Genomic DNA, 15,987 nt, shown 5'->3' on the forward strand with positions numbered 1-15,987 from the left:
TAGCCTCGTCCTTTTTGTTGCCCGAATTGCGAGCGAGGATCCGCTAGACACACCGCGTATTCACTCCGCCCTTGATGCAAGAGAGGGGCGAGAAGCGGTGGGCGACCTCGTGAATCAATCACACGGCGAGCGAGTGAAAACTAGCTGTTATCGACCAAGTCCGAAACCGTGGAGTCAACGACCTTTGGCGCACCGCCCGTCTCCCATTCGATCGGCATCCTTACGCAGTTTCAAGCCATAGAGAACGAAACCAATGGCAGCGGCAAGGAAAATCCAGCGAGGCCAGAAATCCACGGCATAGACCAAGTACGCGGAAAAAGCTGCGACAAAAAAGTTAACGTTCGAGCTCCGACGAAGATCATCGGGGTTGCGTGCCATAGTTCATCCTTTTCATATGCGCTTGTAAGCGTCGGCTTAGAACTCTTCGTAGAAAGCGGGGTCTTGGTTCGCACTGCGACCATCGGGGCGTGCAAGAGTGGCAATACGCGCCATCTGGTCTTCGCTAAGCTCGAAGTCGAATACGTCGAGATTTTCCGCCTGACGTTCTTTACTTGCTGACTTCGGAATCGGAAGAGTACCACGCTGGAGGTGCCAGCGAATGACAACCTGCGCGGGAGACTTACCGGTCTCGTGACCGATCTGAGTGAGAACAGGCTCATCGACAACGTGCAGTTTTCGAGCCAGCGGACTCCACGACATTGTCTGAACACCAAGATTGCGGTGGGCTTCAAGGCTTTCGGCCTGCGGGAAGTACGGATGAAGCTCGATCTGATTGACAGCGGGAACAACCCCGACTTCGTCGCGCAGGCGCTCAATGTGTTCGGGCAGAAAGTTCGAAACGCCAACCGATCGAATCAAGCCCTTCTTCTGCAGGTCAACAAGCGCTTGGAAGGCTTCAACGTAGAGCCCCTGACGCGGGTTCGGCCAGTGAATCAGGTAGAGATCCCAGTAGTCCAAACCGGCACTGAACAGGGATTCTTCAACCGTGTCAACGGCTTGTTCGTAGCGGTGATGGCGACCAGGAAGCTTTGAGACTAGGCGCAGGTCCTCGCGTGGAACGCCACAAGTGCGGACCGCTTGGCCCAGAGCCCCCTCGTTTTCGTAGTTGAACGCAGAGTCCAGCAGACGGTATCCGGCATGAATCGCGTTCACCATTGATTCGACGCCGGCGTGACCACGCAAATTGTACGTGCCCAAGCCGATCAGGGGAATTGTGGTGCCGTCGTTCAGGGCGTAGGTGTCTAAATGCTTCATTGCAGACATACCCTCAGCATAGTCGGGCTTACGATTAACCCATGGGCTACTTCGATTACTCTGAGACTGACGTACACACGATCGACTATCAGCACTTCCTGCTTGACTCCCCTTCCCCATATCACGCCGCCGACTTGGTGGCGCAACGCCTGGTGGATGCAGGTTTCACTCGCCAGGACGAAACTGAGCCGTGGAACGCGAGTCCCGGCGGACACGTCATGGTTCGCGGTGGCGCCGTCGCAGCGTGGGTCGTTCCGACTTCTGTCACTGAGCAGACCGGCTTCCGTATTGTTGGTGCGCACACCGATTCCCCTGTTTTCCACGTGAAGCCGTCGCTGACATCGTCGACCGCAGATGGTTGGGGTCAGATTGACGTCGAGGTCTACGGTGGCATGATGTGGAATTCGTGGCTTGACCGCGAGCTTGCTGTTGCCGGCCGATTGATGATGAAGGACGGTCGCCAAGTTCTGGTGCGCACCGGCGCACTGGCACGTATCCCACAGCTGGCAATTCACTTGGATCGTGGCGTGAACCCGGAAGGGCTGAAGCTCGATCCGCAGAAGCACCTGCACCCAGTGTGGACCGTCGATAACCCGGAAGCGAACTTCATGGCTGAGGTCGCGAAGTACGCCGGCGTGAATGTCAAGGACATCGTGTCACATGATTTGATCCTGATTCCTCAGCAAGGCCCTGCCACTTTTGGCGAGTCCGGCCAGTTCTTCGCTGCGGGTCAGCAGGACAATCTTTCCTCCGTTCACGCCGCTCTGACTGCATTTGAGCGCCTGACGAAGGCTGGGACTCCCACCGATGGTGACGTTCGAATTTTTATGTGCTTCAACCACGAGGAAATTGGTTCCGCAACCCGCGAAGGTGCTGCCGGCCCGATTTTGCAGACCGTTCTGGAGCGTACCGCCTACGCTCTGAATCGCGACGCCGACGGGGTTGCGCGCATGTTTGCCGCTTCGTCGTGCATCAGCGCGGACGCCGCCCACTCAGTACACCCCAACTACGCGGAGTATCACGACCCGGCAACTCATCCGGTGATGGGACGAGGCCCGGTCTTGAAGATCAACGCCAACCAGCGCTATGCGACCGACGGAGAAGGTATTGCCCTGTGGCACCGCGCGTGCGCTGCTGCGGGCGTGCCATCTCAGGACTTCGTGTCGAATAACGCGATGCCGTGCGGATCCACGATTGGCCCGATCACGGCGACTCGCCTGGGCATTCTGACGGTGGATGTGGGCGTCGGCCTCCTGTCGATGCACTCGGCTCGCGAAATGAGCCACGTCAACGACCTGATTGGTATGTCGAAGACACTCGAGGCCTACTGGCTGGGCGCCTGACGTACTCAGACGCATTGGTGCCCCGCGGACGATCCGCTGGGCACCAATGCGTAGTTCTGCATAATCCCCCCTAGGCAAAGGTTTTCACGATCAGAAGCTGGTGAGCTCAGTCCTCGAAGGAAACAACAGCGGAACGGCCTGACCACCAAGGCCACCGGTGTTGGAAGAAGAAACGGTGTATGCAATTGCGTGTGGCGTGTTCATAGGTCCCATCTGACGACGGGAATTGAAGTCTCGCAAGCCGAATTTCGCACCGTGTGGGGTACTCATACCGCACACCCAACATCCGTTCAGCTCATGCAATGGACACCAATGGCGCTGGCGGTGGAGCACGTCGGTGTTAGATCGACCAGATGAACGGAACCAACAGGATCTTCACGACGATGGAGAAAGCAAACAGGCTCGCGTAGGCGGCCTCGATGCGTTCATCGGGAACGCGGGCGTCCGCGGCCTGCAAGACTGCCGGTTGCCCCAGGAAACCTGCGACTCCACCGGCGCTACGAGGCGCGGACAGACCGGCAAATCGACCGGCAAGAGCCTGACCCACGCAGCAGACCACTACCAATATCACAGCGAGCAGCGCCGCCTTCGGACCATCGGGGCTGGTCAGAAGCGAAGCGAGTTCTGGCCCTGCATTCAAGCCGAGACCAGCAAGGAAAAGAAGCAAGCCGATCTGACGGATCGTAATATTCGCCGAGGTGGGAAGTGTCCATACCAGCGGCCCGGTGCGACGCAGGGCACCCAGCAACATGCCAACGATCAGCGGGCCGGCAGCAGAGCCAAGAGTGAACGAGGCCCCCGATGGCATCGGGAACGGAATCGCGCCGAGCAACATGCCCAGCACCAAACCGATACCGAACGCCATTGCGTCGACTTCCGCAACGCGCTTTTCGGAGTCTCCGAAGAAGGACTGGATTTCATCAAGCTCATCTGTCGGGACAACGACGGCGACGTGATCGCCGAGTTGCAGATCTAGGTCGTCTCGGGCAAGCAAGTCAAGGTCGCCTCGGCGGACGCGCGTGACAACAGCGCCGAAACGTGTGGCTACATTGAGCGCAGAAATCGGCTGGCCGGCAACTTCGGGGTTCGAGACAAGGATGCGCTCAAATGCGACGTCCGAGCGGTCATCTTCAAGGTGGTGCTCGACGGGTTCGCCGATTTGATACGCGGCTTCTTCAATCTTTGCCGGGTCGCCCACAACCAGCACGAGATCCCCTTCGTACAGGTCCTCACCGGGAACGACAACGCGGGTTTCGCCTTTGCGACGAAGGTAGGACATGCGAACCTGCTGGTCACGCCACAAGGTTACGTGACGGGTGTTGATGCGTTTGGCAACGCGAACAGTCATCGTTTCCAAGGACTGACCGGCCAGTGAGGGGGTGTCTTTTTCGCCCACCCATTTGCGGGTGACGGTCATGGTAACAACGATGATCCCGATGATGACGCCGATCGGGTATCCGAAGGCGTAACCGACTGCGGCTTGCGGGTCGCCGGTGACGCGAGTGGCCGCGTCTAGGGCAGGAGCAGCGGTCAGAGCACCGGTGAATAGGCCGAGTGTCAGCCCCTTGGGAAGCTGAAGCAGACCGCCGCCGATGAACGCGGTAATTGCGCCGATGACGCAGACTACGGCACAGCTTCCAAGAAGCGCCGTCTGTTTTCGAATGTCTTTAAAGAACACTGCGCCCGACGAGATGCCGACCGTATAGACGAAGAATGCTAGGCCGATCTGTTGGACGATTTCCATGCCTTCGCCGACTTCGGGGTTCCACGCGGAGGCTGCGAGGCCGACGAAGAGTGCCCCGGCTGCGCCGAAACGAAGTGGACCGAAGCGGATTGCGCCGAGCGCAGCACCCACTCCAACAACCAGGAAGAGGGTAAGAAGGTGGTTCGCAATCAGCAGGGAGGCCATGCTTCAACCCTAGTCAGGCTCCATTTTCAGTTCCATCTTCTGTGCGTGGAACTGCCCACGTTGGGGTGAGCCCGGCGTTAGTTGCGTCCCAATTATCACCCTGGGAGGAAATCAGTCGCGACGAGGCGAAAATAAGCCCCTCGATCATTTGGGCGAGCATCCGCTTATTCGTACCACCGCCCATTGAGGGCGCAAACGACTCCAGATAGAAGGTGGTCAGGATTCGCGAGATCACTCCTGGCTCGAAAATCGATTGGCGTCCCATTCGGGCGAGCACGCCGCGGACGATTCTTCCGACTGCTGCTTCGAGCTGTTCACGTTCAGTGACGGGGAATGCATCATCGCTAGCGATAAGTTCGGGATGACGCATCATGTAGAGGTTGTATTCGCAGGTCAGAACGTACATTGTTCGCCCCTGCGCCGAAAAACTGTCAAGGACTGCCATGATGGTGCCAACGTCGGGTTCGCCTTCGATACCCGCGAGCGCCGCTTCGATTTCATCGACGATTGTGTGGGCGCGTTGGACGAGGACATCCTTCAATACTTCATCCATTGACGAGTAGTTGGAATAGAAGGCGCCTCGGGTAAAACCCGCTGCTTTGACGACGTCATCAATTTTTACGCCGGAGAATCCTTTTTCTACGAAGACGTCTGCGGCAGCGTCGAGAAGGCGGGCGCGGGTGTTGACGCGATTGCGTACGTCGCGGGTTTTGCTGCTCACTGCCCCTCCTTCGAGGACTGAAAATATCTATAGGATCACCCTAATCGAAGTTTCAATACATTTGTGAATCGGATACGCTTTTGTATCGAAACATTGATGCGATTCATCGAAAGGACCAAACGTGTCCTCCCTTCTTCACCGCGTAGGCCGCTGGTGCGCAGACCATGCGAAGCGGACGCTTGCCATCTGGGCAGCTCTTCTTACTGTGCTCGCTATTGCCGTTGGATTACTCGGCATTAATCTGTCGGGCGCTTTCAAGATCGCCGAAGCTGAGTCGATGACCGGCTTGGAGATCCTGGCCGAGCGACTCCCCCAGGCTGCGGGCACATCCGAACAGGTACTTTTCACCGCGTCGGACTCGAATATCACCGCTCACAAGAAAGCAATCGATGAGTTCGTCGACAAGGCCGGCGATATCGACGGTGTCGCGCTGGTCTCCGACCCGTTTGATTCTGAGCGTTCCACGATCACCGACAACGGGAAGAACGCGCTTGTTCAGATTCAAGCAGACACGTCGGTGGGGTCGCTCGCGGGCGGTGAAAATGCGAAGGCTCACGACGTTTCAGCCGCCCTTGATGAATTAGCATCATCCGTCCACGATTCCGATTCCGCGCTTACGGTCCAGCTGGGAGGCAATATCGGCAAGACGGTCGATATTGCCTTATCCGCGACCGAACTGGTCGGCGTTTTGATCGCAGCGATCGTCCTGCTCGTCACCTTCGGGTCACTACTGACCGCGGGCGCACCGATCCTTTCAGCGTTCATCGGTGTGGGTGTCGGCATGGCCTCGCTTCTTGTTGGCGCAACGTTTATTCAGATCAATTCGGTGACCCCGGTCCTCGCGGTCATGATCGGTTTGGCTGTGGGCATTGACTACGCGCTATTCATCATTTCGCGCGCTCGCGAGTATCTCGCCAAAGGGATCGAGGCTCACGAGGCCGCGGCTCGCGCAAACGCGACCGCGGGGTCGGCAGTGGTGTTCGCTGGTGGCACGGTGATCGTTGCACTTACTGGCTTGGGTGTTGCTGGTATCCCGTTCTTGACGGTGATGGGCGTCTCCTCAGCGATTGTTGTTGGCATTGCGGTTCTGGTTGCTTTGACCGCTGTTCCGGCTCTGCTTGCTCTTCTTGGCCAGCGCGCAACTCCAAAGAAGCGCACCCGTAAGGCCGTAGCGAACAATAGTAAGCCCGCAAAGAAGCACCGTTCCTTTGCTGCACGTTGGATCGACACAATCACGAAGATTCCCGCTTTGACGGTCCTTGTCGTCATTACGATTCTTGGTATCGCAACGATTCCAGCAACCGGTATGCGCTTAGGGCTCACTGACAACGGATACGAAGCCAAAGATACGCAGTTGCGTCAGACCTACGATGCGATCACACAAGCCTACGGTGACGGATACAACTCCCCCATTGTTGTCATCGCGGATATTTCCCAAACGGCTCAGCCACTCGAAGTGACGGACGCTCTCGCCGATCGCCTCTCGTCCCTAGACGGCGTCGACCGAATCGCACTGGCAACACCGAACCAGGATGCAACGATCGCATTCGTCCAGATCCTTCCGGAAAAGGGCCAGACCGATCCGAAAACTCACGCGCTTGTTCGAACCATTCGCGATGACGCATCCCAGATTGAAACCGACCTTGGGATCCGTGACATCATGGTGACGGGCCAAACCGCAGTCGCCATCGACATTGCCAGCCAACTCAATGCCGCGCTTGTTCCCTTCGGCATTGTTGTTGTCGGGCTCTCGATCATTCTGCTGATGATTGTCTTTCGCTCAATCGCTGTCCCACTGACAGCAACTCTCGGCTATCTGCTGAGCCTCGGCACAGCATTCGGCGCAGTCGGCCTTGTCTTCGGATGGGGCTACTTCGCTGACTTCATCCACGTGACCAAAGTGGGCGTCGTCATCTCGTTCCTCCCCGTGATCGTCATGGGTGTCCTCTTCGGCTTAGCAATGGACTACGAGGTTTTCCTTGTCTCGCGTATGCGTGAAGAATGGATCCACTCCCGCGACGCCAAGCGAGCTGTTCGACGCGGCTTCATCGGATCATCCACGGTCGTCACAGCAGCGGCCGTCATCATGACCGGCGTCTTCGCGGCGTTCATCCCACACGGGAACGTCTACATCAAGCCCATCGCTGTCGCCCTGACCGCAGGCATCGCAACAGACGCTTTCGTTGTACGCATGACCCTGATCCCCGCACTCATGGCGCTCCTCGGCAAGCGCGCATGGTGGATGCCCGCATGGCTTGACCGCATGCTCCCCGTTGTCGACGTCGAAGGCGAGGGGCTTGCCCGCTCGCTCGAACACGCCGACTGGGTAAAAGCACACGGCGAATCCTCCCTCAGGATGGAAGGAGTTCGCGTCCAAGAAGGAAGCGACGTCGTATTCAGCGGATTCACCCTTGTTTTGAAACCCGGAGAACTCGGCATCGTCAGAAGCGACGACACCCTAGCGCGTCACGCGCTCGCAACCATCATCAGCGCACGTCTTCGTCCAACACGGGGAATCATCGTCGTCGGCGATCGCGTCCTCCCAGACGGAACCGCATTCGTCCAACGTCAAACCCTTTCACTGCATAACCACGATGACGCTGTTCCTACACACACCAGGATCGTGATCGTTGACGATCCGGGAACCAGGCGGTGGAAACGTATCGACGAATTGATCGCCGCAGGTAAGACCGTGGTTGTCACCGGCAAGCGCGGCCTCGTCGTCCCTGAAAATCTCACCCCAGCAGCCGACGTTGAACTGGGTACGAGCACCACCACCTCAAAGGAGAATGTTCGATGAAACGCCACTGGATGCTTCTGACTCTGATCCTTCTGCTCCCCACTCTGCTGGGACTGACCGCCCTGCTCGGCGTCAATGCGGGCACGGCAAACGCCAGCCAGATCAGTGCTGCCATCGTGAACAACGACGAAATTGCGACGCTGGATGATGGGACACAGGTGCCCGGTGGCCGACAAATCATTGCGGCCCTGACCAAGGATGACGTCAACGGTGAGCAATCACTGAACTGGTCGGTTGTTACCGAAGAGACCGCAGCCTCTGGTCTTCATGACGGCACCTACGATGCTGTCGTCACGATCCCCAAGGACTTCTCACAGTCTCTGGTCGACATTTTGGTGAACAATTCTGGCGATGTTCCACAACTGAACCTCGAAGTTGCGGACGGTTCAAGCGATGCTTTTGGCACCTTGTCGAACGCGCTTGCTCACAGTGCCGCATCGGAATTCGGTACGACGCTCACTGTCAAATACCTGACGCAATCCCTTGAAGCCACGGGGACAATTGCCGATAAGATCGGCCAGGCCGCCGACGGAGCGCGCCAAGTTGCTGACGGACAAGTCAGCGCGACTAACGGAGCGCGTCAGCTGGCTGACGGCACATCGACACTGGCAAGTGGAAGTGGCCAGCTTGCCGACGGGACACGCTCTCTAGCAAATGGGGCTTCTACGCTCAGTTCCGGAGTTGCTCAGCTCACCTCGGGGAGCTCATCCCTGGCAGACGGAGCGCGCACGTTGGACAACGGGTTGAGCTCTCTCAACGACGGCTCAACCACGCTCGCTTCCGGAGCCTCCTCCTTGGCCATGGGCATCGATTCTCTTAAGAGCGGCTCAACTTCCCTGAGCGACGGCGCCTCCTCTTTGGCAGGAGCAGTCGCGAAGTACACAGGCGGGGCCACCCAACTCTACGCCGGCATGACTCAGTCTCTTGATGGGACCTCGCCATCATTGCAGACGGGCGCACAACAGGTCGCAGCCGGCCTTACCCAGCTGGATCAGCAGTTGGGCACCCTCGACACTACTGCTCTCAACGCTCTGCCCGGTCAGCTGACCGCAGCAAGCAACGGAGCAAGCACCATCAAGACCAACGCAGACGCGCTACCCGCACTCATTAGCGCCTGCCAGGCAGGAAGCGCTGTAGCATGCGCGGGGGCAACCCAATACGCGCAAGGCATTTCTTCCGGTGCCGAACAGCTGGCAACTCAACTCAGCCAAGGAGCAACCGTGGCGCAAAACTCGGTGGACTCCACGGGCACACAGCTCCAGGCATTGAAAGCCGGAGTGAGCACGCTGAGCGCAGGCGCCACCAGGGTCTCCGGCGGTATTGACACCGTCGTGGCAAACATGGGCCAGCTGGCTGGGAAAAACTCTTCCGACCTGAACTCCGCTGCTTCGCAGGTGGCAGCCGGGGCGACGAAGCTCGACCACGGTGTCACCCAGCTGAGCACGGGAGCCCATCAGGTAGCTAGCGGATCATCAACACTGTCGAGTTCCCTTGCCCAGGCTCATAGCGGATCATCTGCTCTATCTTCCGGAGCTTCAACGCTCGCCGACGGTGCATTAGAGGCGAATAGTGGCGCCTCCCAACTATCCTCCGGAGCCTCCACTCTGGCGTCGAAGACCGGCGAATTGGTCAGCGGAACCCAAACGCTGAACTCCGGTGCCAACCAGTTGGTTGACGGCCTGAATCAGCTGAGCGACGGTTCCACCACGCTCGCCGACGGACTCCAGTCAGCCACCGATCAGATCCCCACACACTCGAAGACAGAAGCGGCCTCGTCCGCGAAGGCACTGGCCACTCCGATCGACGTCACCTCCACTTCTGGTAAGCAGGATACGACGACATCGTGGTCTCCCACCGCAGCGGTTCTTGCCCTGTGGCTGGCGACAATGGTGGGGGCACTCGCGTTCGGCGCGCTCAATTCCAAGCGCGTTGATTCGGCGGCCACCCCCGCTGCACTCGCGTTCAATGCCCTTTGGCCGAACCTGATCGTGTCCGGTGTTTCCGCAGCTATCCTTGGTGGCGCACTGCGTATTGCCGGAGCCATGACAACTCGCCCCGTCGCAACATTCGTCATTCTTGTGGTAAGTGCGCTGACGCTCGCAATCGTTCAGCAAGCACTGATCGCAGCGTTTGGTCAGCGCGTGGGACTGGCAATCTCCGTTGTTTTATTCGCCTTCCAAGCAGTGTTGCTCGTCGGCATTTTCGCCGGCCAGCCGACCAGCGGATTCATTGGTGGCTTGCGAGGCGCGATGATCCTTCCTGCGGTTGAAGGAACGCTACGAGCGCTTGTTTTGGGAGTCGGTGCGACGAACCTTGGGCACACCGTAGGTCTGTTGATCGCATGGTCACTTCTTGCTTTCATCGTTTCGATCGGTGCTGTTGCGAAGCGTCGCCAAACCTCCGTGAGCGAACTGCGAGCACGCCTCGCCTAGCTCCCTCGGCAACCGTCTACGATTGCCGTATGACTAGTACACCGGGCACCTCGGGCGAATCCCCGTCGACCTCTACCAGCGAGCAGAAGGCCGTCGAGATTCCCCGAGGCGCTTTGGCACCCGGAGACTCGGTTCGCGTCGATACGTGGCTCTGGGCTATCCGCAAGGTCAAGTCGCGGTCGCAAGCAACCTCTGCGGCTCGCGCCGGACACGTGAAAGTCAACGGCGACAGCGCAAAAGCCGCTCAAAAAGTGAAGGTGGGCGACGAGGTCCGCCTACGAGTCGACGGTTTCGACCAGATACTGACGGTAACGAAACTGCTGGTCAAACGCGTTGGTGCCCCTCAAGCGCGCGTCTGCTACGAGGACCTCACTCCCCCTCGTCCCAGATTGTTCATCCCGGTTGCTCAGCGTGAACGTGGAACTGGTCGCCCGTCGAAGAAAGAGCGCCGAGAGTTGGATCGCCTACGCGGGCGTGACTCTCATGAACATGCGCGTCTCGACCATCATCTTTCCGATTTCGATTGGGATTGACGAGGCGTCACTGGGGGGGATTACGCCGGGACGCTGACTGTCCGGCTCAGTTCGAGCACCGCAGTCAGTAGGCGGCCTAGCTCACCGAAATCAGGGAGCCCGGCTTCTGCTGGCGCGAAGCAACAACGCCCGCAACGACAGTCGCCAAAATCGGAGAACCGAAGAACATCACGATCACCTGAAACCACGGGATCACAGGATGAAGGTTTGCAAGCTCAGGGAATACACCTGAACGAGCGATCGTCATGACCGTCAGCACCCCTGCAATCAAGCCGGACAGTATGGAAATAGGCAAGCAGAGCAATGCGAGTCCCATGCCCTGGTAGGCGGTAACGCGCGAACGGAGAGTCCTAGACGCACCAATCGCTTCCAGCGTCTCGAAGTCGGGACGCATAGCGTTAGCCGAAAGAACGACAATCAAAGCGATCGTTCCGGTGGCGGAAAGCAATGCGATCAGCGTAGCGATGTAGGGCATGATGATGGTCGACAACGGAGGTTGAATGACCGTCACCGATGAACCGGGGGCGCTCGACTCAATTGCTGAAATAAATCCCGACATCGCCCAAACAGACACGGGCTTATCAACAATCAAAAGCTGTCCCAGTGGAAGGACGGGAACCTTCAACACTTCAGCAGCTTTGGGAGACAAGACGATCACGTTCAGCTTCGACCAGGTGATTGCTTGAATCTGGGCTTCGGACACCGTGGTGGGGTCAGGAACCGTGTTCGAGCCTTGCGTAGCTGCCTCAACCGTGTCGCTCATATCTAGAGCACGAAGTGTCGCTTGGCCCGATTCAGAAATGTACGAGCCCTTCGGCATAATCGCGCCACCGGAGTTCAGGGTCGTTACGGCCTTCACCATCTCGTCACCGGAAATCAGGTTGGAGGCGGAGAGGAAAGTGCCATCGTCCACGATGTACGCCAAATCCAATTCCGCGAGCGAGGGAACATGGTCGTTCATTGACTCTGTGGATGACTCGTCAGGGGAGATCGTTTCGATCACGATGGAGGGGCCACAATCAGTGGATTCCCATTTCAGCCCTGACAACGTGGTGGCGCTCGATACCGAGCGACGATCCGTCACAGCTGCAGCGGCAGAATCGTGAATCACTCGCGCCTGAGAAACCATATCCGTGACATCGGCGTCCGACACGAAGACGCTTCCTTTCGGCCCCAGGTGCGCGTGCGCATTCCACGCGGCTTCGTTCGCGCTTGTCAGAGTGATCAGAAGCGCTGTGGCCAGTAGCGCGGTGGTCATCAACGAGGCCATTGCTGGAAGCGTCCGCTGGCCGTTCCTGACCGCGTCACGAACCGCAAGACGCAAACCCAGCGAAGGAGGGCGTCGGCCGCGCCAGTCATATGCAACAAAGTAAGGAGCGGTTCCGATAATTCCACTGATCAGCAGGGCTAGGCCGAAAGCAAGAATCCCCAGAGCCCCCGCCATCGCTGCCCACATCAAAAGCGGGATAGCAAGGACAAGAAGAAGCGGGTAGAACGGGATCTTCCGAACAAGACGCGACGGCGCACGAGTATGCCCAGAGAACAGCGTGGTCGCATCCGTGTCCGCAAGGTCACGAGACGGCGCGTAACAGGCGATCAGACACACCACAATCGGTGAAATGAAGGAGAAGACTAGAGCTTCCCAAGGAATCATCGACAGACTTAAACCTTGAGTCTGGACGAAGGTACCAAGGACGATCCCCACCCCTGCAAGGGACAGGAATGCCGACAGGACACCCAGTACCAGTCCCAGCGACATCATCAGACGAATCAGGTGAAAACGTGTCGCGCCAACGGCAAGCATCGTAATCGCGCTGGGGATACCGTTCGTTTGAGCGACCGCGAATAGCGGTGAGACGAACAGGATCAGCTCGATGAAAACCAGAAGAACACCGATAACAATGATGAATGGAAGCCATGCCTGAGCCGATGAAAATTCCGTGGATTGCGGAGGCGGAGCGTTCTGAGGGGGATGTGCCAGAACAGCACGAGAGATAACAGCGAAGCCTGAATGATTGAGCAGCTGCACGTCGTCCCACGTCACAGGGGATTCACTCAAGATGTAGTAGTGAGCAGAGGTTCCTTGAAGTTCACTCGGCGATCTCGATGCAAAAGTTCCAAGACCTACAACAATGCTTCGTTCCTGATCCGCCACTTGGTCAATCATGACCGTCGCAGTAATTGATGGCTTCATGCTCGTGCTTGATACTGAAACATGAATCGTGTCCCCCACGCCCACGTTCAGTTCTGTAGCAACGTCTAAAGCAAGAACAGCATGCCCATTTTCAAGCCTCGGAGTCTGTTCATCCTTCTCAGCAAAAATATCCAACGACGAAGTCTCTGTGGCTGTCGTAACTAATGCAGAGCGTAAACCGTCTTCAGTTGACACATTGACCGACGGGAAAGATAGCGTTGTGACCATCACAGCATCGCTGGGGAGCCACCGATTCAGTTGAAACTCATCGACAGACGATGAATCCACGGACGCAGAAGTCACATCACCCGCTGGTTCACCCAAATAATCCTGTTCGATCGGATTAAAGCTGACGCGTGTAATTCGCGCTTGAGTCGAATCATTCGGCCCTAAGTTCTGTATCGCCAAATAGCGTGATGATGACATCATCGACCAGAGAGTGATCGACGAAATAACCAGCACGATCGGTAGCGAAACGATCAGTAACGACGTCAGGGTACGCCATCGATCACGGATCGTTGCGCGCCTCGATATCCGCAATACAATCTTCCAAGTATTAGCACGTGCGCGAATTCCGTGGCTCAATCCGGATCCGCCTTCGCTCATAGAAGATCCTCAATCCGATCTGACGAAGAGGTATCAGTCATCTTCCCATCACGAAGGAAAACTGTACGGTCAGCCCACGCGGCAAAACGGGCCTCGTGAGTCGCCAGGATTCCTGCAGCGCCCGCATCAATCTGTTGACGCAAAGCAAGCATAATCTGTTCACCCGAGTGAGAATCGAGGGAACCGGTGGGCTCGTCAGCCATGATAATCGAGCGACGACCAACCAGAGCGCGGGCAATTGCAACCTGTTGTTGCTCACGACCATTCAGGCCATCCGGGAACTTTTCAGCAAGGTCAAGAGCTCCCACTTCCTCGAGGGCAAAAAGTGCAGCATCGCGTGCTTTCGAGGAAGAAAAACCATCCAGTTCAAGTGGCATTTCAACGTTTTCCACCGCAGTCAGGGTGGGAAGTAGATTTGAATCGCGGAACACGTATCCGATCGACTTACGGCGAACCATCGCACATTCCACAGACGACATATCTGCAAAGGACTCGCCGTGAATGTAAACCTTGCCCGACGTTGGGCGCTCTAGTCCTCCAGCGATGGCAAGCAGTGTGGATTTACCAGAGCCCGAAGGTCCCATGATGGCAAGAAGCTCGCCAGGCTCAACCTGTAGGTTGATCCCAGCGAGCACCTGAACCTTCGTATTGCCGGTACCGTATTCGTGAAAGATATCGACAAGAGCAACCGGATGGGAGTTCAAACTCATCGCACGCCGGTAGCAACGTTCTTCGAAGACTTCTGACGTTCCTGACGTTTGAAGCGAGCGAATGCTGCGCGACGAGCGACCTCGGAAACGGCACCGGACTCAATGTGATCCAGCCAGTTCAGTTCCGCTTCGAGGTCGAAGATATGACGCTCAAGAATCAGCTTCCATGCGAGTTCTTCATCCGAGGCAAGCGACTTCAGACGCGTAACATCACGCAGTGCCCTCAGCGAGGAACGACGCTGGGTCTGAATGAGTGCCGTGACATCAACACTGGGGTCAGTTGCTGCGACGGCAAGCTTCATGACGAGCTCATCGCGTTCCGGGCTCTGACGCGAAACCGGGGTCTTCCACCAGTCGTTGAGGATCTCGCGACCCTTTTCGGTGACCTCGAAGACTTCAGAGTCCCGCCCAGCGTTTGTTTCCTGGCGCGAAGAGACAGAACCATCGCGTTCAAGGCGTTGCATCGTCTGATAAGCCTGACCGATATTCAACGGCCAAGCTTCGCAAGTCTGATCCTCAAACATCTGCTTGAGGCGGTACACACCAGCAGGCCGCTGAGAGACGAGCGCGAGGAGCGCTTTGCGTACTGACATTGACGACTCCAGACTTTCCGACTACCTACGTCTATCCACTCTTACAAAGGACTCAGTTTATAACTGAGGAGTCTAGTTTAATCAACACTTCATTGCTTTTACGAAATGCAATTATTCATAGGTTCATGGTTCAACAGAAGCGAGGATCACACTCCAAGTCCCATACCTCTGTCGCAAAGTGGCAACAGAAGCAACATCGTCCCTGCCCGTCGCACGTTGCCGCTTCGACCATTTCCTGTACCCCTGAAGTGTCGGTTCGATCTGATTACGCTCACATTCGGCAATGAATTCGCGCAGAACAACGGCCATTGATTCGGAAGTAAACCTGCCAGATCCGCGGGCCCGGCCTCGCGAATTCGCGCGGAACCCAAGACGAGCGGTAGCCCGACTCCACGATCCTCCCCCAAGGCGAGCTGAAATTGTCTGCGACGACGGCGGCCAGAGCAACGCGCCTTTCGTGGACGCTAAATTCCAGCGCTTCAGCAGCGCATCGCGTTCACGATTGCACTGCGACACGGACAGTGGACGCAGTTCATGGCGCTCCATCGCCCATTTGGCAGCCTCGATCAGCAAGACCGCTTCATCCACTTGCTCATCGCTGAGCGGGACCTTGCGCGCGACGGGAGCCAAAAGATCACGAAGAGCCGAATCTTTCCCCGGGATCTCATCACCGAGGCTGGACCGCGAGTTCAATGCCAGCAGAAGCCAAAGACCAGCTTCAATCTGCTCTTCAGTAAACGCGGCGGTACGTTTGTGTACTTTCGGGGTTTCTTCAGCCATACCCCTCACTTTAAACAGGACGCACGCCACTGTGAACTGCCACCCACTGCCCCATTGAGATAGAGCGCCTACGACACGTAAAATACAGGCTTTTCAGGCACCTGAAATTCTA

The 15,987-nt window shown here is 57.4% G+C and carries 13 protein-coding genes; 4 read left to right on the plus strand and 9 right to left on the minus strand.

Annotated elements, in window-relative coordinates; translation table 11 throughout:
* Positions 1–174: 174 nt before the first annotated feature.
* Together QP381_RS07095 and QP381_RS07100 are read right to left on the minus strand one after the other, a co-directional pair.
* The gene (locus QP381_RS07095; RefSeq protein ID WP_006680275.1) at positions 175–378 is read right to left on the minus strand and encodes a hypothetical protein; all 204 of its coding nucleotides are present in this window, start codon (positions 376–378) and stop codon (positions 175–177) included.
* A 36-nt stretch (positions 379–414) separates the two neighbouring features.
* Positions 415–1,254, minus strand: a complete 840-nt coding sequence (locus QP381_RS07100) for an aldo/keto reductase (protein WP_006680276.1) — start codon at positions 1,252–1,254, stop codon at positions 415–417.
* A gap of 41 nt (positions 1,255–1,295) precedes the next feature.
* On the opposite strand from QP381_RS07100, the gene QP381_RS07105 reads away from it, so the two are divergent.
* Positions 1,296–2,597, plus strand: a complete 1,302-nt coding sequence (locus QP381_RS07105) for a M18 family aminopeptidase (protein WP_285068188.1) — start codon at positions 1,296–1,298, stop codon at positions 2,595–2,597.
* A gap of 90 nt (positions 2,598–2,687) precedes the next feature.
* Here QP381_RS07105 and QP381_RS07110 read toward each other — a convergent pair whose 3' ends face one another.
* The 3 genes from QP381_RS07110 to QP381_RS07120 all read right to left on the minus strand — a co-directional run bounded on the left by QP381_RS07110 (position 2,688) and on the right by QP381_RS07120 (position 5,227).
* Positions 2,688–2,867, minus strand: a complete 180-nt coding sequence (locus QP381_RS07110; RefSeq protein WP_285068189.1) for a hypothetical protein — start codon at positions 2,865–2,867, stop codon at positions 2,688–2,690.
* Between the two features lie 70 nt (positions 2,868–2,937).
* Positions 2,938–4,506, minus strand: a complete 1,569-nt coding sequence (locus QP381_RS07115) for an aspartate:alanine exchanger family transporter (RefSeq protein WP_285068190.1) — start codon at positions 4,504–4,506, stop codon at positions 2,938–2,940.
* A 13-nt stretch (positions 4,507–4,519) separates the two neighbouring features.
* Positions 4,520–5,227 carry a TetR/AcrR family transcriptional regulator gene (locus QP381_RS07120; protein WP_006680279.1) on the minus strand — a complete coding sequence of 236 codons (708 nt, stop codon included), beginning with the start codon at positions 5,225–5,227 and terminating at the stop codon, positions 4,520–4,522.
* A gap of 121 nt (positions 5,228–5,348) precedes the next feature.
* On the opposite strand from QP381_RS07120, the gene QP381_RS07125 reads away from it, so the two are divergent.
* Genes QP381_RS07125 through QP381_RS07135 form a run of 3 tightly spaced genes read left to right on the plus strand, consistent with a single transcriptional unit; the run spans position 5,349 to position 10,992 of the window.
* Complete coding sequence (locus tag QP381_RS07125) at positions 5,349–8,027, plus strand: MMPL family transporter (protein ID WP_285068191.1); 2,679 nt, start codon at positions 5,349–5,351, stop codon at positions 8,025–8,027.
* Positions 8,024–10,459, plus strand: coding sequence for a YhgE/Pip domain-containing protein (locus QP381_RS07130; RefSeq protein WP_285068192.1), 2,436 nt, complete (start codon positions 8,024–8,026; stop codon positions 10,457–10,459). The genes QP381_RS07125 and QP381_RS07130 overlap by 4 nt, the downstream gene beginning before the upstream one ends.
* A 29-nt stretch (positions 10,460–10,488) precedes the next feature.
* Positions 10,489–10,992: an RNA-binding S4 domain-containing protein gene (locus tag QP381_RS07135; RefSeq protein WP_219810916.1), complete on the plus strand. Its 504-nt coding sequence runs from the start codon at positions 10,489–10,491 to the stop codon at positions 10,990–10,992.
* A gap of 76 nt (positions 10,993–11,068) precedes the next feature.
* Here QP381_RS07135 and QP381_RS07140 read toward each other — a convergent pair whose 3' ends face one another.
* The 4 genes from QP381_RS07140 to QP381_RS07155 all read right to left on the minus strand — a co-directional run bounded on the left by QP381_RS07140 (position 11,069) and on the right by QP381_RS07155 (position 15,875).
* A complete protein-coding gene (locus QP381_RS07140) occupies positions 11,069–13,792 on the minus strand; it encodes an ABC transporter permease (RefSeq protein WP_285068193.1) in 2,724 nt (907 codons plus the stop codon).
* Positions 13,789–14,502, minus strand: a complete 714-nt coding sequence (locus QP381_RS07145; protein WP_006680284.1) for an ABC transporter ATP-binding protein — start codon at positions 14,500–14,502, stop codon at positions 13,789–13,791. Before QP381_RS07145 ends, QP381_RS07140 begins: the two co-directional genes overlap by 4 nt.
* Positions 14,499–15,095, minus strand: coding sequence for a PadR family transcriptional regulator (locus QP381_RS07150; RefSeq protein ID WP_006680285.1), 597 nt, complete (start codon positions 15,093–15,095; stop codon positions 14,499–14,501). Before QP381_RS07150 ends, QP381_RS07145 begins: the two co-directional genes overlap by 4 nt.
* 123 nt (positions 15,096–15,218) lie before the next feature.
* Positions 15,219–15,875, minus strand: coding sequence for a hypothetical protein (locus QP381_RS07155; RefSeq protein ID WP_103632476.1), 657 nt, complete (start codon positions 15,873–15,875; stop codon positions 15,219–15,221).
* Between the last annotated feature and the right edge of the window lie 112 nt (positions 15,876–15,987).

Source organism: Pauljensenia sp. UMB6358, from assembly GCF_030216865.1.
GTDB classification, from domain to species: Bacteria; Actinomycetota; Actinomycetes; order Actinomycetales; family Actinomycetaceae; genus Pauljensenia; species Pauljensenia turicensis_A.